This is a genomic window from Micromonospora sp. NPDC050187, from assembly GCF_044459745.1.
Lineage (GTDB): Bacteria > Actinomycetota > Actinomycetes > Mycobacteriales > Micromonosporaceae > Micromonospora.
On record NZ_JBITJH010000030.1, the window covers coordinates 39,153 to 60,776 of the forward strand.

The 21,624-nt window shown below is 73.1% G+C and carries 18 protein-coding genes; 7 read left to right on the forward strand and 11 right to left on the reverse strand.

The features are described from left to right. The first annotated feature begins 243 nt into the window (after nucleotides 1-243). Nucleotides 244-2,199, forward strand: coding sequence for a penicillin-binding transpeptidase domain-containing protein (locus ACIBJE_RS29050; RefSeq protein WP_396753463.1), 1,956 nt, complete (start codon nucleotides 244-246; stop codon nucleotides 2,197-2,199). A gap of 323 nt (nucleotides 2,200-2,522) precedes the next feature. Here the strand turns inward: ACIBJE_RS29050 and ACIBJE_RS29055 are convergent, their stop codons facing one another. The 6 genes from ACIBJE_RS29055 to ACIBJE_RS29080 all read right to left on the reverse strand — a co-directional run bounded on the left by ACIBJE_RS29055 (nucleotide 2,523) and on the right by ACIBJE_RS29080 (nucleotide 9,193). Further along, nucleotides 2,523-3,623: an arginase family protein gene (locus ACIBJE_RS29055; RefSeq protein ID WP_396753464.1), complete on the reverse strand. Its 1,101-nt coding sequence runs from the start codon at nucleotides 3,621-3,623 to the stop codon at nucleotides 2,523-2,525. 68 nt (nucleotides 3,624-3,691) lie between these two features. Further along, a complete protein-coding gene (locus ACIBJE_RS29060; RefSeq protein WP_396753465.1) occupies nucleotides 3,692-4,609 on the reverse strand; it encodes a tetratricopeptide repeat protein in 918 nt (305 codons plus the stop codon). Nucleotides 4,610-4,735: 126 nt separating this feature from the next. Beyond that, nucleotides 4,736-6,424 (reverse strand): methylmalonyl-CoA mutase, encoded by a 1,689-nt coding sequence (locus ACIBJE_RS29065; RefSeq protein WP_396753466.1) that lies wholly within the window; start codon nucleotides 6,422-6,424, stop codon nucleotides 4,736-4,738. A gap of 84 nt (nucleotides 6,425-6,508) precedes the next feature. Further along, nucleotides 6,509-6,922 (reverse strand): Asp23/Gls24 family envelope stress response protein, encoded by a 414-nt coding sequence (locus ACIBJE_RS29070; protein ID WP_396753467.1) that lies wholly within the window; start codon nucleotides 6,920-6,922, stop codon nucleotides 6,509-6,511. A gap of 85 nt (nucleotides 6,923-7,007) precedes the next feature. Beyond that, nucleotides 7,008-7,943, reverse strand: a complete 936-nt coding sequence (gene meaB / locus ACIBJE_RS29075) for a methylmalonyl Co-A mutase-associated GTPase MeaB (RefSeq protein ID WP_396753482.1) — start codon at nucleotides 7,941-7,943, stop codon at nucleotides 7,008-7,010. A gap of 50 nt (nucleotides 7,944-7,993) precedes the next feature. Further along, on the reverse strand, nucleotides 7,994-9,193 hold the full coding sequence (locus ACIBJE_RS29080; protein WP_396753468.1) for an acetyl-CoA C-acetyltransferase: 1,200 nt from the start codon (nucleotides 9,191-9,193) through the stop codon (nucleotides 7,994-7,996). Nucleotides 9,194-9,257: 64 nt separating this feature from the next. Between ACIBJE_RS29080 and mce the strand changes: the two genes are divergently transcribed. From mce to bla, 4 genes are all read left to right on the forward strand, one after another. Next, entirely contained in the window at nucleotides 9,258-9,722 is a 465-nt protein-coding gene (gene mce, locus ACIBJE_RS29085) for a methylmalonyl-CoA epimerase (protein ID WP_396753469.1), read from the forward strand. A gap of 466 nt (nucleotides 9,723-10,188) precedes the next feature. Then, on the forward strand, nucleotides 10,189-11,448 hold the full coding sequence (locus ACIBJE_RS29090; RefSeq protein ID WP_396753470.1) for a DivIVA domain-containing protein: 1,260 nt from the start codon (nucleotides 10,189-10,191) through the stop codon (nucleotides 11,446-11,448). A gap of 182 nt (nucleotides 11,449-11,630) precedes the next feature. Next, nucleotides 11,631-13,619, forward strand: coding sequence for a hypothetical protein (locus ACIBJE_RS29095; RefSeq protein WP_396753483.1), 1,989 nt, complete (start codon nucleotides 11,631-11,633; stop codon nucleotides 13,617-13,619). A gap of 11 nt (nucleotides 13,620-13,630) precedes the next feature. Then, nucleotides 13,631-14,566 carry a class A beta-lactamase gene (gene bla, locus ACIBJE_RS29100; protein WP_396753471.1) on the forward strand — a complete coding sequence of 312 codons (936 nt, stop codon included), beginning with the start codon at nucleotides 13,631-13,633 and terminating at the stop codon, nucleotides 14,564-14,566. Between the two features lie 19 nt (nucleotides 14,567-14,585). Here bla and ACIBJE_RS29105 read toward each other — a convergent pair whose 3' ends face one another. The 4 genes from ACIBJE_RS29105 to ACIBJE_RS29120 all read right to left on the reverse strand — a co-directional run bounded on the left by ACIBJE_RS29105 (nucleotide 14,586) and on the right by ACIBJE_RS29120 (nucleotide 18,262). After that, the gene (locus ACIBJE_RS29105; protein WP_396753472.1) at nucleotides 14,586-15,386 is read right to left on the reverse strand and encodes an alpha/beta hydrolase; all 801 of its coding nucleotides are present in this window, start codon (nucleotides 15,384-15,386) and stop codon (nucleotides 14,586-14,588) included. A gap of 67 nt (nucleotides 15,387-15,453) precedes the next feature. Beyond that, the gene (locus tag ACIBJE_RS29110) at nucleotides 15,454-15,783 is read right to left on the reverse strand and encodes a hypothetical protein (RefSeq protein ID WP_396753473.1); all 330 of its coding nucleotides are present in this window, start codon (nucleotides 15,781-15,783) and stop codon (nucleotides 15,454-15,456) included. 117 nt (nucleotides 15,784-15,900) lie between these two features. Beyond that, nucleotides 15,901-17,691 carry a 3-hydroxyacyl-CoA dehydrogenase family protein gene (locus ACIBJE_RS29115; protein ID WP_396753474.1) on the reverse strand — a complete coding sequence of 597 codons (1,791 nt, stop codon included), beginning with the start codon at nucleotides 17,689-17,691 and terminating at the stop codon, nucleotides 15,901-15,903. Nucleotides 17,692-17,794: 103 nt separating this feature from the next. Continuing rightward, nucleotides 17,795-18,262 carry an FHA domain-containing protein gene (locus ACIBJE_RS29120; RefSeq protein WP_396753475.1) on the reverse strand — a complete coding sequence of 156 codons (468 nt, stop codon included), beginning with the start codon at nucleotides 18,260-18,262 and terminating at the stop codon, nucleotides 17,795-17,797. A gap of 302 nt (nucleotides 18,263-18,564) precedes the next feature. On the opposite strand from ACIBJE_RS29120, the gene ACIBJE_RS29125 reads away from it, so the two are divergent. Then, nucleotides 18,565-20,061, forward strand: coding sequence for an aldehyde dehydrogenase family protein (locus ACIBJE_RS29125; RefSeq protein ID WP_396753476.1), 1,497 nt, complete (start codon nucleotides 18,565-18,567; stop codon nucleotides 20,059-20,061). A 73-nt stretch (nucleotides 20,062-20,134) separates the two neighbouring features. Here ACIBJE_RS29125 and nucS read toward each other — a convergent pair whose 3' ends face one another. Next, a complete protein-coding gene (gene nucS, locus ACIBJE_RS29130; RefSeq protein ID WP_396753477.1) occupies nucleotides 20,135-20,794 on the reverse strand; it encodes an endonuclease NucS in 660 nt (219 codons plus the stop codon). A gap of 71 nt (nucleotides 20,795-20,865) precedes the next feature. Here nucS and ACIBJE_RS29135 point away from each other — a divergent pair, with 71 nt between their 5' ends. Further along, on the forward strand, nucleotides 20,866-21,465 hold the full coding sequence (locus ACIBJE_RS29135; RefSeq protein WP_396753478.1) for a DUF4126 domain-containing protein: 600 nt from the start codon (nucleotides 20,866-20,868) through the stop codon (nucleotides 21,463-21,465). Nucleotides 21,466-21,624: the final 159 nt, after the last annotated feature.

The window sequence follows — 21,624 nt, forward strand, 5'->3', positions numbered from 1 at the left end:
GGTCACTCACCGTCCAGCCTAGGCCCTGTGGATCACGTTGCTCCTCGGCGGACCACTGGCTGGACTTCCGGTTCGGGACTGTCGCCCATCCACCCGTTGCGGGTTCGAGGTGGCCGGGGCAGGAGTACCCCGACAGGCGATGTTCATCACACCACCCCGGGTCCGACTTCGCGGCCCCGGCGCGGGACCACAGGTGAACGGCCGGCGTACTACCGTGCAGGTCAGGCCGAGATCGGAGGGTCCATGCCCCTGTCCTACCCGCCCCACCACCGGCGTACCCGCCGTATCCGTAACGCCCTTTTCGCGGCGGTCGTCACCGCCACCGCGCTGGTGGGCTGTTCGGGCAGCGACGGACCGGAGAAGAGCGTCGACGCCTTCCTCACCGGCTGGCGCTCCGGCGACCTGCACGCGGTCGGCTTCCGCGACCCGACCGGGGCCCGGGTGCCGGCGGAGCGGGTGACCGAGGAGATCCGGGCACTCTCCGGTGAGCTGGCCGACCGGCCACCGACTCTGCGCCGGTCCGGGGAACCCACGATCACCCGGGACTCCGCCGAGGGACGCATCAGCGTGGAGTGGACGCTGCCCGGCGACACCCGGTGGAGCTACGAGCGCCCGATCCGACTGGCCCGCACCGGGGACGGCGCGTGGCAGATCATCTGGGAGCCCGCCCTGGTGCAGGAGGCGTTGCTGCGCGGGGACCGGCTGGCCGTACGCCGGGTCGCCGCGCCCCGCGCCGGAGTGCTCGACGGGTCCGGTGCGCCGATCGTCGCACCCCGGCCCGTGGTCCGGGTCGGGGTGCAACCGAGCGAGGTCACCGACACGGCCGGACTGGCCCGCCGGCTGGACGCCGCGTTCCGGGCGGTACGCCCGGCGATCACCCCACCGGTCGACCTGTCCGACCTGCCGAAACGGCTGTCGGACGCCAAACCGGACGCCTTCGTCGAGGTGGTCACCCTGCGGGACGAGGCGTACCAGCAGATCCGGGACCGCATCTACGACCTGCCCGGCACGAAGTTCCGCAGCGAGAAGCTGGAGCTGGCCCCGACCCGGGAGTTCGCCCGAGCCCTGCTCGGCTCGGTCGACCCGGCCACCGCCGAGGACCTGGCCGCCAAGCCCGCCGTCTACGCCGAGGGTGACCAGGTCGGCCACGGCGGCCTCCAGGGCCGGTACGACGAGCGGCTGCGCGGCGCCGCCGGGATCAGCGTGGTCACCGAACGCCTGGGGCCGGAGGGCACCTGGGCGGCGACCGGCACCGAGGTTTTCCGGAAGGACCCGCAACCCGGACAGGCCGTGAAGACCACCCTCGACCCGGCGGTGCAGAACGCGGCGGACGCCGCCCTGCGCGGGGAGCGACGTCGAGCCGCCCTGGTCGCGGTCCGCGTCAGCGACGGTGCCGTGCTCGCCGTGGCCAACGGCCCCGGCGCGGCCGGGGAGAACCTCGCGTTCACCGCCCAGGTGCCGCCCGGCTCGACCTTCAAGATGGTCAGCACGCTCGGCCTGCTCGACCGGGGCGCGGTGACCCTGGACGGGCCGGTCGACTGCCCGAAGACCTTCACCGTCGACGGCCGGTCCTTCAAGAACTCGGACGACTTCGCCCTGGGTAAGGTGCCGTTCCGGACCGACTTCGCCAAGTCCTGCAACACCGCTTTCGCCGCGCTCGCCCCGGAGCTCGACGCGAACGGCCTCGCCGACGCCGGCCGGGCGCTCGGCCTGGAGGCCACCTGGAACCTCGGCGTGGACGCCTTCACCGGCAAGGTCTCCACCGGCGGCTCCCCTGCCGAGCTGGCCGCCGCCGCGTTCGGGCAGGGCACCACCCTGGTCAGCCCGGTCGCCATGGCCGCCGCCACCGCCGCCGTCGCCCGGGGCCACTGGGAACAGCCGAAACTGGTGCTCGACCCGGTCCCCGGCCAGCCCGCGCCGGCCGGGCCGCAACTGCGTCCCGAGTCGGTCGAGCCGCTGCGCACGATGATGCGCGAGGTGGTCACCGCCGGCACCGGCACCGCCCTGCGCGGCGTGCCCGGCAAACCGGTGCACGGCAAGACCGGCACCGCCGAGTACGACGACAACCCGGCGAACACGCACTCCTGGTTCGTCGGCTGGCAGGGCGACGTCGCGGTCGCCGTCTTCGTGGAGAAGGGCGGATCCAGCACCGAGTCGGCCGTACCGATCACCGCCCGTTTCCTCCGCGCCCTCGCCTGACCCGGGGCAGGCCAGGCGCCGGGTCAGCGACCCTCCGCCCGTTCGGCCACGAACCCCCAGACCCTGATGACTCCCAGCTAGAACCCGCGTCGTGGACGAAGCCGCCCTCCCGGACGGAGGAGGTGATGTGCGGAGACTGTAGAGCTGCTCGCACAGACGGGGCAGACGTCCGACGCACCGTGCTGACGGCCATCAGAGCGGTGGTTCGGGATGGGCGCACAGACGGGGCAGCTCTACAGCGTCCGGGTAGGAACCATGCCGCCTCCTCGGCCCGTGCCACGTCACTGATCGAACGGGGAGAAGAACGGACGGCCGGCCGCGAGTCAGCCGGCGGCGACCGGCCCCAGGTCGTCGGCGTCCCCGGAGGACGACCGGCCCCGGACGCCGGCTGCCGACGGGTCGGCGACGGGTGAAAGCGACTGCTCCGGGGCGGCCTCCGCGAACGACGCGGCGGCGGCCGGACGGGGCGGCGGAACGGGCCGGGGCGGCAGCAGCTTGGGTGGCACCGCGCCCGGGGCGGTGACCGGGGCCAGGCCGGCGACCAGGGTGTTGACGATCTCGGCGGCGTACGCGCCGTCCGGGTCGTAGTCGGGGTCGAAGACGGTGAGTTCGACCCCGAGGCAGTGCGGGGTGTCGACCAGCCCGGCGATCAGGATCTCCAGCTCGGCGAAGGCGATGCCGCCCGGGTCGGGGGCGTCCACCGCCGGCATCACCGCCGGGTCGAGCACGTCCACGTCGACGTGCAGCCAGTAGCCGGCGCAGTCGGCGAGCTGCTCGTGGGCCCACTGCGCGGTCCGGGCCGCCCCCTCGGCCCGTAGCGCCGGCACCGGCCGGGTGACGATGCCGGCCGCCTGGAGGTCGAGGCGGTACTCGTCCTGGGCCCGGATGCCGAGCACCACCACGTCGACGTCCCGGAAGTACGGCCGGCGGCCCTCGATCGCGGCCAGGTCGGCCTGCCCCCGGCCGGTCACCAGGGCGAGGTCCTCCCCGGCGGCGGCCCCGACGTAGGAGGCGTTACCGGGGTGCCGGAAATCGGAGTGACCGTCGACGAAGATCAGGCCGATCCGGCCGCCGACCGACTCACCGAGGCGGTGCATCGCCAGTGCGGAACCGAGCAGGACCGAGCAGTCCCCGCCGAGCACCACCGGGAACTCACCCCGGTCGATGATGTCCCCGATCCGCCCGGCCAGCGCCACCGAGTAGTCCGCGATCTCCCGGGAGTGGCAGACCCCGTCTCCGGGCCGCCAGTCCTCCGGGTCGTACCGGGGCGGGGTCAGGCAGCCGGCGTCCCGGGCCCGCAGCCGGGCGAGGAGCCCGTGGTCGCGCAACGCCCCCGGAGCCTTGCCGCAGCCCGGCACGCTGGTGAGCGTGGGTGGGCGCAGGCCGAGATTTGTCGGCGCGTCGAGGACGGCGATCCGGCGCATCTTGGGCTCCCGTCCTCGTGAGGGTCGGGCGGGCCGGCCACCGCCGGCCCGCGCTGGCGTAGGGGTGGTCAGAACAGGGCGCTGGCCAGGGCTCGGCGGGCCTTGGCGACCGCAGGGTCGTCCGGTCCGGCGACAGTGAACAGCGAGACCAGGTGCTGGCGGGCCTTCTCCCGGTCGTCGCCGGCCGTCCGCCGGACCAGGGCGACCAGCCGAGCGTACGCCGCCTCGGCCTGACCGCTGAGCACCTCGACGTCGGCGGCGAGAAGTTGCGCCTCCACGTCGTCGTGGTTGGCCTCGGCGGCGGCGAACACGGCGACCGGGTCGGCACCGCCCACCCGGCGGACCAGACCGACCTGGGCCAGCCCCGCCTCGGCTGCGGCGTCCGCCGGGGTCTCGGCGAGGATCTTCCGGTACGCCGCCTCGGCTGCGTCGAGGTCGCCGACCATCAGCGCGTCGTCGGCCTCGTCGAGGCGGGGATCGCCCGCCGGCTCGACGGTGACGCCACCGGCCTTGAGCACGGCCTGGATCCACTGCCGCAGCTGCGCCTCCGGCACCACGCCGGAGAAGGCGTCGATCGGCTGCCCGCCGACGACCGCGAAGACCATCGGGATGCCCTGCACCCGGAACATCTGGGCCAGTCGGGGGTTGGCCTCGACGTCGACCTTGGCGAGCACCCACGCGCCGCCACCCTCGGCGGCGAGCTTCTCCAGCACCGGGGAGAGCTGCTTGCAGGGCTCGCACCACTCGGCCCAGAAGTCGACCACGACCGGCGTGCTGAGGGACCGTTCCAGCACCTCGGACTGGAAGGTGGCCTCGGTAACGTCGATCACCGCGACCCCGGCACCCGGTGTGGCACCGCCCGGCACACCGGCGGGCGGGCCGCCCTGGGTGGGGGCGGCGGAACGGGCGGGGGCGGACGGGCGCAGCGCGCTGAGGTCGACCGCGCCACGGGTGAAGATCGACGAGGTGATCCGTGGGTCGCTCATGGTTATCTAGTCTCGCACGTACCCGGTCCGGTTCAGATCAGCCGACGTGCCGACACATGTGACTTCCACGGCTGGTCGCGGGGGGGGGGGGCCCCCGGGGGGGCCCCCCCCCCCCCGCGCCGGGAGTCAGAACCTCGCGGGTTCCCGGTAGACGCCCCACTCGGCACGCAGCGCGTCGCAGATCTCGCCGAGCGTGGCCTCGGCGCGGACCGCGTCGAGCATCGCCGGGATCATGTTTTCGTCGGTACGGCTGACCGCCACCATCCGCTCGACAGCGGCCTTGACCGCGTCGTTGTCCCGGCCGGCCTTGCGCTCGGCGAGCAGCTTGCGCTGCTCCAGCTCCACCTCGTGGGAGATGCGCAGGATCTCCAGGTCCTTGGCGACCGTGCCGGTGTGGCAGTTCACGCCGACGATCTTCTTGTCGCCCTTCTCCAACGCCTGCTGGTAGACGAAGGCCGCCTCGGCGATGTGCCCGGTGAACCAGCCGTCCTCGATGCCCCGCAGGATGCCGGAGGTCATCGGGCCGATGGTGTGCGGGCCGTCCCCGCCGAGCTGCCGGATCCGGGCGAAGATCTCCTCCGCCTCGGCCTCGATCCGGTCGGTGAGCGCCTCGACGTACCAGGAGCCGCCGAGCGGGTCGGCGACGTTGGTGACGCCGATCTCCTCCATCAGCACCTGCTGGGTACGCAGGGCGATCTCGGCGGACTCGTCGGTGGGCAGCGCGAGGGTCTCGTCGAGGGCGTTGGTGTGCAGCGAGTTGGTGCCGCCGAGCACCGCCGCCAGGGCTTCCACCGCCGTACGGACCACGTTGTTCACCGGCTGCTGGGCGGTCAGCGACACCCCGGCGGTCTGGGTGTGGAACCGCATCCACATCGCCTTCTCGCTGGTGGCGCCGTAGACCTCCTTCAGCCAGCGGGCCCAGATCCGCCGGGCGGCCCGGAACTTGGCGATCTCCTCGAAGAAGTCGACGTGCGAGTCGAAGAAGAAGCTCAGTCCGGGGGCGAAGACGTTGACGTCCAGGCCCCGGGAGAGGCCCAGCTCGACGTAGCCGAACCCGTCGGCGAGGGTGTACGCCAGCTCCTGCGCGGCGGTCGAGCCGGCCTCGCGGATGTGGTACCCGGAGACCGACAGCGGCTTGTAGCGCGGGATGTCCCGGGCGCAGTACTCCATCAGGTCGCCGATCAGGCGCAGGTGCGGCTCGGGGTCGAAGAGCCACTCCTTCTGCGCGATGTACTCCTTGAAGATGTCGGTCTGGAGCGTGCCGTCCAGCGTGCCGATGTCGGCGCCCTGCCGCTCGGCGGCGACCAGGTACATGCAGAACACCGGCACCGCCGGGCCGGAGATGGTCATGCTGGTGGTGACCCCGGCCAGGTCGATGCCCTCGAAGAGCGCCTCCATGTCGGCGGCGCTGTCGATGGCGACGCCGCAGTGGCCGACCTCGCCGAGCGACTGCGGGTCGTCGGAGTCCCGCCCCATCAGCGTGGGCATGTCGAAGGCCACGGAGAGCCCGCCGCCACCCGCGCCGAGGATCATCTTGTAGCGCTCGTTGGTCTGCTGGGCGTTGCCGAAGCCGGCGAACTGCCGGATCGTCCAGGTGCGTCCCCGGTAGCCGGTGGGGTACAGACCCCGGGTGTACGGGTACTCCCCCGGCCAGCCGATGCGCTCGAAGCCCGGGTAGGCGGCGCCCTCCGGCGGGCCGTACACCGGCTCGACCTCCAGCCCGGAGAGCGTGGTGAAGTCCGCGTCCCGCTTGCGCGCGGCGTCGTACCGGGCCTGCCAGCGGGCCCGGCCGGCGGCGATCTCGTCGGCGTTCATGCGCAGGGCTCCTCCTCGAGTCCTCGACTGCACGTCGAGTGTAGAGCCCATCCTGAACGATGGCTAAGGAAGTCGTCCCGACCGTCAGGCCGACGGCGTCGTCGGGTCGCCCAGGGCCACGTCGTCGACCCGGATGTTGACCTCGTCGACCCGCAGCCCGTACGCCTCGACAGCCTGGGAGACGGCGGCCCGGACCCCGTCGGTCACCTGGGGCACCGGGTGGCCGGCGTCGATCACGATCACCAGGTTCACCACCACCGCGCCGTCGGTGACGTGCGCGGAGCAGCCGCGCCGAGCGTCGCCGACCTGGTCCAGACCGACCTTGTCGAGCACTGCGTTAAAGAAGCGGGCCACGTCACCACCCAGCTCGGTCACCCCGGGCACCGACTTCGCGGCGGCCACCGCGATCTTCTCCACCACCTCGTCGGCGACGTGCGTCGTGCCACCCGCCACCGCGCCCGGCGTCACGGTCAGCTCCTTCGTCGCCTCGTCAGCCATGCTCTCCCCACAGACGCTCGTACCGCCCCACGCCGGCCGTGCGGCGGTGCGAGCGTACTAGGCCGGACGGGTCCGCGGTGGACCTTCAGGTGCCGAGCTGGGACAGCAACTCGTCCGCCGCGGCGTACGGGTCCAGCGCCCCCTCGGCCACCCGGGCGGCGAGCGTCGGCAGCTCCGTACCGTCGCGGAGCGAACCGATCCGGGCGCGGAGCACGCCGAGCGCGATCGCCTCGATCTCGGCGGCGGCCCGCGCCTCGCGGCGGCGGCGCAGCTCGCCGTGCTCGACCAGCCAGCCCCGGTGCTTGTCGATCGCGGCGGCGATGTCGTCGATCCCCTCGCCGCGCGCGGCGATCGAGCGCACCACCTGGGGCCGCCACTCGCCCGGCCCCCGCTCACCGAGCGCGATCATGCCGTTGATGTCGCGGACGGTGGCGTCGGCGCCGTCCCGGTCGGCCTTGTTGACCACGAAGACGTCGGCGATCTCCAGGATGCCGGCCTTGACCGCCTGGATCGCGTCGCCCATGCCCGGGGCGAGCAGCACCAGCGTGGTGTCGGCGAGCGAGGCCACCTCGACCTCGGCCTGCCCGACCCCGACCGTCTCCACCAGCACCACGTCGCAGCCCGCGCCCTCCAGCACCCGGACCGCCTGCGGGGTGGCCGCCGAGAGCCCGCCGAGATGCCCCCGGCTGGACATCGAGCGGATGTAGACGCCGGGGTCGGTGGCGTGGTCCTGCATCCGGACCCGGTCGCCGAGGATCGCCCCGCCGGTGAACGGGCTGGACGGGTCGACGGCGAGCACGCCGACCCGGTTCCCCCGGGCCCGCAGCGCCCGGACCAGCTCGTTGGTGGTGGTCGACTTGCCCACCCCGGGCGAGCCGGTCAGCCCCACCACCTGGGCCTGCCCGGAGTACGGCGCGAGGGCCGCCGCGACCTGCGGCAACACCTCGTCGCCGGACTCGACCAGGGTGATCAGCCGGGCCACCGCACGGGGGTCGCCCGTCCGGGCCCGCTCCACCAGCATCGGTACGTCCCGACTGCGCCGGACCGACGGGACGGCGGTGGCCGGCTCGCTCACTGGGCGTTCTCTCCGTCTTCGGGGACGTGGATGATCAATGCGTCGCCCTGGCCGCCACCGCCGCAGAGCGCCGCCGCTCCGGTCCCGCCGCCGCGCCGCTTCAGCTCGAGCGCGAGGGTGAGCACCAGCCGGGCACCGGACATGCCGATCGGGTGACCGAGCGCGATCGCCCCACCGTTCGGGTTGACGATCGCCGGGTCGACGCCGAGGTCACGGGTGGACTGGATGCCGACTGCGGCGAACGCCTCGTTGATCTCGATGAGGTCGAGGTCGGAGATGCTCAGCCCACCCTTCTTCAGGGCGTGCACGATCGCGTTGGAGGGCTGCGAGTGCAGGGAGTTGTCCGGGCCGGCCACGTTGCCGTGCGCACCGACCTCGGCCAGCCAGGTCAACCCCAGCTCCTTGGCCTTCGCCATGCTCATCACCACCACGGCGGCGGCTCCGTCGGAGATCGGCGACGCGCTGCCCGCGGTGATCGTGCCGTCCTTGGCGAACGCCGGACGGAGCCTGCCCAGCGACTCGACCGTGGTGTCCGGCCGGATGCCCTCGTCCTCGCTGATCACCAACGGGTCACCCTTGCGCTGCGGGATCAGCACCGGAGTGATCTCGTCGGCGAAGTGGCCGTTCTTCTGCGCGGCGGCGGCCCGGGTGTGGCTGGCCGCGGCGAAGGCGTCCTGCTCCTCGCGGGTGATGCCGTGCCGGACGCCGTGCCGCTCGGTGGACTCGCCCATCGAGCAGCAGTCCCAGGCGTCGGTGAGCCCGTCCAACGCCATGTGGTCCTTGATGGTCACGTCGCCGTACTTGTAGCCGGCACGCTGGCCGAGCAGCAGGTGCGGGGCGTTGGTCATCGACTCCATGCCGCCGGCCACCACGATGTCGAACTCGCCGGCCCGGATGAGCTGGTCGGCCAGGGCGATCGCGTCGAGCCCGGAGAGACAGACCTTGTTGATGGTCAGGGCCGGCACCGACATCGGGATGCCCGCCTCGACCGCCGCCTGCCGGGCGGGGATCTGGCCGGTGCCGGCCTGGAGCACCTGCCCCATGATCACGTACTGCACCTGCTCCGGAGCGACCCCGGCACGCTCCAGGGCGGCCTTGATCGCCACCCCGCCGAGCTGGGTCGCGGAGAGGTCCTTGAGGTTGCCCAGCAGGCGCCCCATCGGGGTCCGCGCGCCGCTGACGATCACCGAAGCCATGGTCTGCCTCCGAAAGGGGTGCCGAACCTGTACGCCTTAACGTTTGTTCGGTCAGACTAGCGCCATGGCTGAGAACTCCCCCGTCGAGCCCGCTGCGGACTACGTCACAGACATCGGCATCCGCCGAATCGATCACGTCGGCGTGGCGGTCGCGGACCTGGACGCGGCGATCGACTTCTACCAGCGCACCTTCGGCATGCGCTGCGTGCACACCGAGACCAACACCGAGCAGGGTGTCCGCGAGGCGATGCTGGCGGTCGGCCCCACCACCGACGGCGGCTGCCTGCAACTGCTCGCCCCGCTCACCCCGGAGTCGACCATCGCGAAGTTCCTGGACCGCAACGGGCCGGGGGTGCAGCAGGTCGCGTACACCGTCACCGACATCGACGCGGCCTGTGCGGCGCTGCGCGAGCGCGGCATGCGGGTGCTCTACGAGACCCCACGCCGGGGCACCGCAGGTTCCCGGGTCAACTTCGTGCACCCCAAGGACGCCGGCGGCGTCCTCGTCGAACTGGTCCAGCCCGCCTGAGGTGGTAGCAGGGGTCCCCTGTTACCGCTTTTTGCCGAACAGGGGACCCCTGCACACACCCCCACCCAACCCCGCCCCGCCCGTCGTGAGGACGCCGGCGGAAGGGCTCGGCGTACGCGATCACGAGCGGCGTTCGCGGCACCTGGCCGGCCATCAACCGAGTCCGTGGCCACCGGCCTGTCGCAACCGGACCGGATCGTGATTGCCGCGACCGGCATTGGCTTTCGTCGGTGCTCGGCAGGCGACGAATCCTTCGATACACACGGTGCCCCGGAAAAGAGGCGGCCCGGCGCCGGTGGGTGTCCTTTTCCGGCCCGGCGGGCACGCCCCGCGCCCCGGCCCGGACCTGCCAAGATCGGCTGTCCCGGACGGCCTCCGGGGCACCCGGACGTGACCCTGTAAAGAGGACACGAAAGCTCCGCACCGCTCTTGCGAAGCACCCCGGTACGTCTGCGAGTATGGGCCAATGCCCCAGCAGCAGTCCTCCCCTCTCGCGTTCTTCGATAACGCGAACTCCCAGCCGGATTTCACCGTTGGCCTGCGCGGATACAACACCGGTCAGGTCGACGACTTCATCGGGCGGCTGACCGCCGCGCTGACCCAGTCCGAGCAGGCCCGCGCCGAGGCCGAGCAGCGGATGAACGACGCGCAGCGCCGGCTCCGGCAGGCTGAGCAGCGCCTCGCGGCGCTGGAGCAGAAACTCGCCGAGACCAACAAGCAGCTCGAGGAGAACAGCCGGCCGACCCTCTCCGGTCTCGGCACCCGGGTCGAGCAGATCCTGCGGCTGGCCGAGGAGCAGGCCAACGACCACCGCAACGAGGCCAAGCGCGAGTCCGAGGGCATCCTCTCCGCGGCCCGCCTGGAGGCCCGCGAGATCACCGACAAGGCGCGGGCCGAGGCGGCGGCCATGAAGGCCACTGCGGAGCGCGAGGCGGGCAGCGTCCGCACCACCGCCGAGCGGGAGGCGGCCGAGGTCCGGGTGCAGGCCCGGCGGGAGGCCGACACGCTGCGTGCCGACGCGGAGCGGGAGACCAAGCAGCTCCGCACGGTCACCGCGCACGAGGTGGCCGAGCTGAAGTCGACTGTCGAGCGTGAGGTGGCCACCCTGCGGGCCACCGCCGAGCGGGAGATCACCCAGCAGCGGGCCAAGGCAGCCCGCGAGGCCGAGGAGAAGCGCGCCGAGGCGACCAAGCTGCTCACCGACGCCCGCGACAAGCGGGACAAGGACCTCCAGGCCCTGGAGCTCCAGCTCGCCGAGCGGCGGGAGAAGGCCGAGCGCGAGGAGTCCGAGCGGCACGCCGCGCAGGTCGCGCAGACCCAGAAGCTGGTCGGTGAGGCCGAGCAGCGGGCCCGCGCCGCGCAGGAGCGCGCCAAGGAGATCGAGCAGCGCGCCGAGGCCCGGCGGGTCGAGTCGGAGCGCACCGCCACCGAGACCGTCGAGAAGGCCAAGTCGCTGGCCGAGAAGACGCTCGCCGAGGCCAAGGCCGAGTCGCAGCGCCTGCTGAACGAGGCCCGCACCGAGGCGGAGCTGACCACCCAGGCCGCCCGGCGCGAGGTCGATGACCTCACCCGCCAGAAGGACGCGGTCACTTCGCAGCTCGGGCAGATGCTCTCCGGCCTGGCCGGCATCGTGCCGGGAGTGCCGCAGCAGAAGGCCGAGCCGGCGACGCCGGCGAAGGCCGAGGAGGCCGCCGCCGAGCGGGTTTCCGCGGAGAAGTCCAACTGACGGCCCGCGCGTCGTCCGGGGCATGAGTCGTGTCGCGCGGGGTGTCACCTTGAACGGGTGCACCCCGCGCAATACGCTGCCCACCGACGCCGATCGACGCGTCCCCCGCGCCGGGTGAACTGGGTCCCATCGTCGCCATGCGTATCGCCGCACTGCGGGCGGTCGCGTGTGAGGATGGGGGTATGTCGCACGGCGAGGAACTGTTCGCTCTCGGCGGGGAAGTGACTACGGAGCCCAGCTTCGAGTCCGCCCTGCGGGGGTACGAGAAACGACAGGTCGACCGGTACGTGGCCCGTGCCGAACACGAGATCGCGGCGCTGACAGCCGAGCGGGAACAGGCGTACACCCAGATACACAAGCTCGCGGGCCAGGTGGAGGTGCTCCAGCGCGACCTGGCACACGTGCGCAAGCAGGGCACCGTGGTGGACCGGGCCTCGTTCCGGCATCTGGGGCCCCGGGTGGAGCAGATCCTCACGCTCGCCGAGGAGCAGGCCGACGACATCCTCGCCGCAGCCGGCGAGGAGATCGAGGCGCGCCGCGCGGCGGCCGAGCACATCATCGAGGAAGCCCGCGAGCAGGCCGCCAAGGCGCTGAAGGACTTCGAACTCGCCCTCGCCGCCCGACGGGCCGAGGAGGAGCGGCACAGCGCCGCCCGACGGGCCGAGGCGGCGGCGACCGTCACCGCCGCCAAGGAGGAGGCCGCCCGGCTCCGGGAGGCCGCGCAGACCGCGCTCGCCAAGGCCCAGCAGGAGGCCACCCAGCTCCGCGACACGGCCAAGGAGATCCACAACCGGGCCCAGCAGGAGGCCACGAAGCTGCGCGAGGCGGCCCGGGAGGCGCACGCCAAGGCCCAGCAGGAGGCCGCCCAGCTCCGTGACGCGGCCAAGGAGGTGCACCTCAAGGCCCAGCAGGAGGCGAAGCGCCTGACCGACCAGGCCACCGAGGCCGGCCGGGCGACGCACGCCAAGGCGCAGCAGGACGCCAAGAAACTCACCGACCAGGCGGCCGAGGCGGCGCAGGCCGTCCGGACCAAGGCTCAGCAGGAGGCGAACCAGCTCACCACCCAGGCGGCCGAGGCGGCCAAGCGCAGCCGGGCCGAGACCGAGGCGTACGTGCAGCGCATGCGCACCGAGACCGAGGCGTACGTGCAGCAGGCGCGGGCCCAGACCCAGCAGGAGCTGGGCGCCTGGCGGGCCGGGGTGGAGAAGGAGGTCGCGGCGCAGCGGGAGGCGGCCGAGCAGGAGCTGACCCGGCTCCGGGAGACCGCCGACCGGGAGTTCACCACCCGCCGCGAGGAGTTGGAGCAGCAGCACACCGTCCGCAAGGACGAACTGGAGCGGGAGTACACCGCCCGCCGGGACGAGATCGAGCAGGGGGCGGCCGGGATCCGACAGGAGGCCGAGCGGGACGCGGCGACCCTGCGGCAGACCACCGAGCAGGAGGTCGCCGCGCTGCGCCGGGTGACCGAGGAGCAGGTGGCGACGCTGCTCCGGGAGGCCGAGGAGCGGGCCACGGAGCTGCTGAGCAAGGCCGAGGCGGAGGCCACCGCGAAGCGGCGCAAGGCCGACGAGCACGTGTCGACCTCGCGGCGGCAGTTCGAGGAGTACGCCGCCACCACCCAGCAGCACCTGGCGACGACCCAGCAGCACCTCGCCGCCACCCAGCAGGAGGTGGCCGCCGGCCGGCAGCAGTTGGCCCAGGTGATGATGGAGATCGCCCAGGCTCAGCAGGAACTCGCCGACCTGCGGCAGGAGACCTGGAAGTCCCGGCAGGAGTCGGACGACCTCCAGCGGACCCTGGAGGAGATCCGCCAGCAGCTCGGTGCCGAGCAGTCCCGGCTGGACGAGACGGACACCTCGGTCCGGCAGGCCGGCGAGTCGGTGGCCCGGGCGCAGGCGGAGGCCCGCCGGTTGGCCGAGGTGGCCGCCGACGGCGACGGCGGCAGGCCGAAGACCCGGCCGGTCGCCGAGCCGGTCACCACTCTGGACGGTGGCGCCGCCAGCGCGGGGGTCGACGGGGAACCGACGGTGGCGGCGGTCCCCGGCGCGGGGGGCCGGGGCGCCACCCCGACGAAGATCACCAGCACCGGTGAGGGCGGGAAGCGACCGACCAAGCCGACCACCGACGAACGCAGCGCGAAGCCGGCCAAGGTTCGCGTCGAGTCGGAGTAGTCGACACCGGTATGGCTCTGACGGAACGTGTCCGACGCGCCGTGGCGGGTGTCGCCGTGACCGGGCTCCTCGGGTTGGCCGCCTGCGGCTCCGGGGAGCCCTCGTCCCCCGCTCCGACACCGACCAGCACCGCCGCGTCGACGCCGACGGCCGCCGCCACCCCGGCGGTGGACCGGAGCTTCGACGCACTGGAAGCGCGGTTCGGGGCGCGGCTCGGCGTCTACGCCATCGACACGGGCTCCGGCGCCACGATCGCCCACCGCGCCGACGAGCGCTTCGCCTACGCTTCCACGTTCAAGGCGCTGGTCGCCGCCGCCCTGCTGGACGCGACCACTCCCGCGCAACTCGACCGGGTCGTCCGCTACACCCGGGCCGACCTGCTGGCGCACGCGCCGGTCACCAGGAAACACGTCGAGACCGGTATGTCGCTGCGCGACCTCGCCGACGCGGCGGTGCGGTACAGCGACAACACCGCGGCCAACCTGATCCTGGCCGAGCTCGGCGGCCCGGCCGGGTTCGCCCGGCACCTGCGGGCCCTCGGCGACCGGACCACGAAGCCGGTACGCACGGAACCCGCCCTCAACGAGGCCACCCCGGGCGACGACCGGGACACCAGCACGCCCCGGGCGCTCGCCACCGACCTGCGGGCGTACGTGCTGGGCGACGCGCTGGACGCCGGGGACCGCGCGTTGCTCACCGACTGGCTGCGCCGCAACACCACCGGCGACGCGTTGATCCGGGCCGGCGTGCCGGCCGGCTGGACGGTCGGCGACAAGACGGGCACGGCGGCCTACGGCACCCGCAACGACATCGCGGTGCTCTGGCCGCCCGAGGGCGCCCCGATCGTGCTGGCGGTGCTCTCCAGCCGGGCCGCCGAGGACGCGGAACACGACGACGCGCTGATCGCCGAGGCCGCCCGGGTGACGCTCGACGCCCTGGGCCGCTGACCGGTCGGAGCAGGGGCGGTCAGTTCGCGGGCGGGCCGGGTACCGGTCGGTCGGCGAACGAGGCCACCGTCCGGTCGGCGTACGCGCTGGCGTCACCGGTCTCCATCGGGCCGTCCCAGGTGGTGGGCAGCGGCACCGGCACGGCCGGGTTCACCCGGCGGACCACCTCGTCGAGGACGGTCTCGGCGTCACCGACCCAGAGGTGCTTCGCCCCGGGCACCCCCACCACCTCGGCCTGCGGCACCGCGCCGAACCGCTGGCGGGCCTCGTCGGGACGGAGGTAGTCGTCGAACTCGGGCACCAGCGCGACCAGCGGCTTGCCGCTGTCGGCCCAGACGGCCAGGTCCTCCGGGGTGGAGTAGCGCAGCGGCGGGGAGAGCAGGACGGCCCCGGTGACCGTCGGGTCGCAGCCGTGCTTCAGGGCCAGGTCGGTGCCGAACGACCAGCCGAGCAGCCAGACGTTCGGCAACTCGGCGAACTCGGCGAACTCGACGGCGGCGGCGACGTCGTACCGCTCGCCGACCGCGTTGTCGAACTCGCCCCCGCTGGTGCCGCGGACGCTGGTGGTGCCCCGGGTGTTGAAGCGCAGCACGGCCAGGTCGGCCAGGGCCGGCAGTCGCCAGGCGGCCTTGCGGAGGACGTGGCTGTCCATCATCCCGCCGTGGGTGGGCAGCGGATGCAGGCAGACCAGGGTGGCGACCGGCTCGCGGTCGAGCGGCCGGGCCAGCTCGCCGACGAGGGTCAGGCCGTCCGCGGTATGCAGTTCGATGTCCTCGCGGTGCCCGGGCAGGATCGAGGAGGCACGGATCGGGGTGCTCACCGGTCCAGTCTCCCGCCTGATCGGTCCGCGCGCCGGCCGGGGGCGGCTCCGGGGTGACCGAGATCGCTCAACCGTGTCGCGGGGCGCCGCGACCGCGCTGGACGGCCGGGCCACGCCGGTCCCGCGCCCGCCAGCATCCGCTGTGCCAGTGCCGGCGGTCGGTCAGGTCGCCCCACCCGTCCGCCGGCCAGGCCACCAGGTGCGCCACCCCGGGGCGGATCTCCTGGTCACACCCCGGGCAGCGGTACGTCTTGCCCGACGCGCCGCCGCTGATGCCGCGCACCTGCCACTCACCGTCCCGCCACTGCTCGACCGTGGGAACGCCGTGGCGGACCCGGTCGGAGTCGACGAGGTGGGCGGTGTCGTCACGGCGGGGACGGTTGCGACGAGGGCTCACGCCGTCCAGCGTACGGGCGCTCGAGGGTCACCGGCGCTCCGGCCGTCGCCGGCCGGGCGGCGGAGCCCGACGGCACCGGACGGTGGCCGTGGCCCGGCGCGGCGACCCCGGCGGCGGTCAGCGGGACGCGTGGTCGCGGAACCCCCGGCCGTTCTCGCGGCCCAGATAACCGGCGGTGACCAGGTGCTCCAGCAGCGGCGCGGGCGCGAAGCCGGGATCGCGCAGTTCCCGGTAGAGCGTGCGCTCGATGGTCAGGGCGACGTCCAGCCCGACCGCGTCGAGCAGCGCGAACGGACCCGTCGGGTAGCCGCAGCCGAGCGTCATCGCGTGGTCGATGTCGTCAGTGGTGGAGTAACCCGCCTCCAGCATCTTCACCGCGTCGTTGAGGTACGGGAAGAGCAGCGCGTTGACGATGAACCCGGCGCGGTCCCCGCAGACCACGGCGGTCTTGTCGAGCCGGGCGGCGACCGCGCGGGCGGTCGCCACGGCGTCCGGCGAGGTGCGGATGGTCCGGACGATCTCCACCAGCGACGTCGTCGGCACCGGGTCGAAGAGGTGCACCCCCACCACGTCGGCCGGGCGCTGGGTGGCCATCGCCAGGTCGATCACCGACAGGGTGGCGGTGGCGGTGGCCAGCACCACGCCCGGCTTGCAGATCTCGTCGAGGTCGGCGAAGAGGGCCTTCGTCGCGCCCAGGTCCTCGGCCACCGCTTCGACCACCAGGTCGACGTCGGCGAGGTGGTCGAGCGCCGCCGACCAGGTGATCCGGGCGAGGGCGGCGTCCCGGTCGGCCTCGTCGAGCCGGCCCCGGGCCACGTCCTCGTCCAGCGAGGTGGTGACCGTCTCCCGGACCCGGCCAACCCCCTCCTCGCCCCGGACCACCGACACCACCTGGTAACCGGCGTGGGCCAGGGCCTCGACGATTCCGGTGGCCGTCGTCCCGCCGCCGACCACGCCGACCGTGGCGACCGTCCGCGCGCCGTCGAGGAGCGCGGCCTCCGTCGTCACCGGCGTCCGCTCGTCCGGTACGACCACCGGCGACCCCGGCCGCTCGTAGGTGTAGAAGCCCCGGCCGGACTTCCGGCCGAGCAGACCCGCGGTGACCATCTGCCGGAGCAGCGGCGCCGGCGCGTGCCGGCGGTCCCGCCCGCCCCGCCGGTACATCGTGTCCAGGATCTCGTACGCGGTGTCCAGGCCGATCAGGTCCAGCAGCGTCAACGGCCCCATCGGCAGTCCGCCGCCGAGCTTCATCGCGGCGTCGACGTCCTCGCGGGTGGCGTAGTGCGTCTCGACCATCCCGACGGCCTGGTTGAGGTAGCCGAAGAGCAGGTGGTTGGCGATGAAGCCGGCCCGGTCGCCGATGGTGACGCCGACCTTGCCGAGCCGGGCGCAGAGCGCCTCGACGTCGGCCACCACCTCGGGCGAGGTGACCACCGTCCGGACCACCTCGACCAGCTTCATCACCGGCGCCGGGTTGAAGAAGTGGACCCCGACGACCTGGTGGGGCCGCTGGGTGGCGACCGAGATCTCGGTGACGCTCAGCGACGAGGTGTTGGTGGCGAGGATGGCTGCGGGCTTGCAGACCCGGTCCAGTTCGGCGAAGAGCCGCTGCTTCATGTCGAGGCGCTCGGGGACGGCCTCGATAACCAGGTCCACCGAGTCCAGGGCCGCCAGCCCGACGGCGAAGTTCACCCGCCCCAGCAGGGCGTCCCGGTCGGCCGGGGCGAGCTTCCCCCGGGCCACCGCCCGGTCGGTGGAACCGGTCAGCGTCCGGCGACCGCGCTCCAACGCGGCGTCGGAGATCTCGACCGCCACCACGTCGATGCCGTTGCGGGCGAAGACCTCGACGATCCCGGCACCCATGGTGCCCAGTCCGACAACGCCCACGCTGGTGAACTCGCGCGCCACGACCGGCCTCCCGTCGCTCCCGGACCGCCGCTTGAACGGTCGCTAAGGTTCTGCGCGCGAGTCTGCCACGTGCCGCCGGGTCCGCGACACGTGGTGGGACCTGTCACCGGCCCCCGTCGACCGCCTGGGCCGGGGCACGCAGGACCGGCGGACCACCGGCCGGCAGGGACGGTGGACCGGCGACCGGCAGCGGCAGGGTCGCCCGCTGGTGCCGGCGCATCACGCCGAAGCTCAGCCCCACCGGGTCGGTCAGGGCCACGCCGGGGTCGAAGAAACGCAGTTCCGTCCGGCCGAGCCGGATGACGTCGCCGTCGGTGAGCGGCTGCACGTCGAAGATGCGGCGGTCGTTGAGCCAGGTGCCGTTCGTCGAGCCGAGGTCGTTCAGGGTCACCATGTCGCCCTCGCTGCGGACCACGGCGTGCCGCCGGCTCAGGTGCGCGTCGTCGACGACGATGTCCACAGTCGACGCCCGGCCGATCACCAGCAGACCCGGCCGGAGTCGGAAGCGGGCACCCCGCATCGGCCCACCGGCAACCGTCAGGACCGGCAGAAGCTCCGGATGATCCTCCATGGACAATCCGCCCCTCCACCCCACCGGTACGCCCCGTGACACAGGCTGCCACCAAACGGCCGTCGGCTCCACCACCGGCCGGGCACCTCGCCGACCACGGCCGGCCACCTCACGTTCACCGATTCGGCCGACCGGGCCGCCTCGGGGCGGTCGGGACCGGGCGACGTTACCGTGAGCCGAATCCGGGGAACACGACGACACCCCCGGCGATGAGCACACCTCGGAGTCGGGCACCGTGCGTGGCTCCGCAGCTCCGGAACGCGACCCTACCGGTCGGTAAGCCCCCGGTCTAGACTTCGTCCATGACGGTTGCGAACGCCCCGGGGACGCCGCTCGTCGACGACGGCCGACTCGTCTCGACCAGCCCCGCGACCGGCGTCGAGGTGGGCAGCCTACCCCTGGCCACCGCAGAGGACGTCCGTCACGCCGTGGAGCAGGCCCGCGCCGCGGGTGCCCGGTGGGCGGGGCTCGGTTTCACCGGCCGCCGCGCCCGGCTGCTGCGCTGGCGGACCCTGCTGGCCCAGCGGGTCGAGCAGCTCGCCGAGCTGGTGCACGCCGAGGGCGGCAAGCCGATCGCCGACGCCCTCGTCGAGGCGGTCACCGCCATCGAGCACGTCGACTGGGCCGCCCGTAACGCCGCCCGGGTGCTCGGGCCGCGCCGGGTCCGGTCCCGGCTGATCCTCGCCGAGTTCTCCGGCCACCTGGAATACCAGCCGTACGGCGTGGTCGGCGTCATCGGCCCGTGGAACTACCCCGTCTTCACGCCGGTCGGCTCCATCGCGTACGCCCTGGCGGCCGGGAACGCCGTGGTGTTCAAGCCCAGCGAGTACACCCCCCTGGTCGGACAGTGGCTGGTCGACACCTTCGCCGAGGCGGTCGGCGAGCAGTCGGTCCTCACCGCCGTGCACGGGTTCGGTGACGTCGGCGCGGCGCTCTGCCGCTCCGGGGTGGACAAGCTGGCCTTCACCGGGTCCGCCGCCACCGCGAAGAAGGTGATGGCGGCCTGTGCCGAGTCACTGACCCCGGTGCTGGTGGAGGCGGGCGGCAAGGACGCGATGATCGTGGACGGTGACGCCGACCTGGACGCGGCAGCCGAGGCCTGCGTCTGGGGTGCGCTGATGAACGCGGGCCAGACCTGCATCGGCATCGAGCGGGTGTACGCGGTCGAGCCGGTCTTCGACACCTTCGTGGCGAAGGTGGTGGAGCGCGCCGGCCGGCTGACCGTCGGCGCGGACGACGCGGACATCGGCCCGATCACCATGCCCGCCCAGATCGACGTCATCCGCCGGCACATCGACGACGCGCTGGCCCGGGGCGGCCGGGCCGTGCTCGGTGGCGCGGACGCCGTGCAGCCGCCCTTCGTCCACCCGACCGTGCTGGTGGACGTGCCGGAGGACTCGGCCGCCGTGCGGGAGGAGACCTTCGGCCCGACCCTGACCATCAACCGGGTACGCGACGTCGACGAGGCGGTGGCCCGTGCCAACGCCGTCCCGTACGGCCTGGGTGGCGCGGTCTTCGGCCGGCGGCGGGCGGTGGCCGTGGCGCGGCGGCTGCGGTCCGGGATGGCCTCGGTGAACTCGGTGCTCTCCTTCGCCGGCATGTCCACCCTCCCCTTCGGCGGGGTGGGCGAGTCCGGCTTCGGCCGGATCCACGGCGAGGACGGCCTCCGCGAGTTCGGTCGCCCGAAGTCGGTCACCCGGCGGCGCGGCCCGTCGCTGCTCCCCGCGATGACCTTCGAGCGGACCCCACGGGACGTCGCCCGCATGGTCAAGGCGGCCAAGATGATGTACGGCCGCTGAGCCCACCGGCCGGCGTCCCGTCACCGCGCGAATCGGCCGGTGCCGGCCCGCCACTGCGGACCAGCCGGTCGGTTCAGAAGAGGGTCAGCTCGTCGCGCTCGATGCCGCGCAGCTTGTCGTAGTCGACGACCACGCAGCGGATGCCCCGGTCGGTCGCGAGCACCCGTGCCTGGGGCTTGATCTCCTGGGCGGCGAAGACACCGGCCACCGGAGCGAGCAGCGGGTCCCGGTTGAGCAGTTCCAGGTACCGGGTGAGCTGCTCGACCCCGTCGATCTCGCCGCGCCGTTTCACCTCGACCGCCACCGTGCCCTGGTCGGCGTTCCGACAGAGCAGGTCGACCGGGCCGATCGCGGTCATGTACTCGCGACGGACCAGGGTGTATCCCTCCCCCAGGGTCTCCGGGTTGGCGGCGAGCAGTTCCTGCAGGTGCGCCTCCACCCCGTCCTTGCGCAGCCCCGGGTCGACGCCCAACTCGTACGAGGTGTCCTGGAAGATCTCCTCCAGGGTGATCCGTAGCTCCTCACCGGCCTTGTTGACCACCCGCCACACTCCGGGGGCCTCCTCCAGCCGGCAGGGCGGGCTCATCCAGTTCAGCGGCTTGTACGCCCGGTCGTCGGCGTGGATGGAGACCGACCCGTCCGCCTTCACCATCAGCAGCCGGGTGGCCGGCGGCAGATGAGCCGAGAGCCGTCCGACGTAGTCAACCGAGCACTTCGCAATCACCAGACGCACCCGACGAGGGTAGCGGAGCGACCGGCCGTCGCCACCGAGCACCGCTGGCGTGCCGGTGCGATCCTGGACGGGTGTTCGAAATCCTCACCGGATCCGGCCTGGCCGCCTCGGCCGGCCTGAACGCCTACATCCCCCTGCTCACCATGGGGCTGCTGGCGCGCTACACCGACGTCATCACCCTGCCCGCCGGCTGGCAGTGGCTCGGCGACGGGTGGGTCATCGCGATCCTGGTCGTCCTGCTGGCCGTGGAGGTGGTCGCGGACAAGGTGCCGGTGGTCGACCACGTCAACGACGTCGTCCAGACCGTGGTCCGTCCGACCGCCGGTGGGCTCGCCTTCGGGGCCGGCTCCAGTTCGGAGACGGTCACCGTCAGCGATCCCGGGCAGTTCTTCTCGTCCAGCGACTGGGTGCCGGTGGTGGTGGGCGTGCTGATCGCCCTCGGGGTGCACCTGCTGAAGTCGGCGGCCCGGCCGATCGTCAACGCCAGCACGGCCGGCGTCGGCGCTCCGGTCGCCAGCACCGCCGAGGACGCCACCAGCGTGGTGATGTCCGTGGTGGCGATTCTCCTGCCGGTGCTGGTGCTGGTCTTCCTGGTCGGGCTGGTCGTCTTCGTCTTCTGGTTCCTGCGCCGGCGCGCCGACCGTCGCCGGCGACGTCGGGTCCAGCCCTGACAGACGACAGACGCGTGTGGGCCGGCACCCCGGTTGGGGGTGCCGGCCCACGGCGTCTGTCCCGGGGTCAGCTGTTCCAGTGCTCGGCGACCAGGTCGGCGGCCTGCTTCTCCCACTGGGCGTAGTGGTCCGGGTACGCCGACACCTGCACCGTCTGGG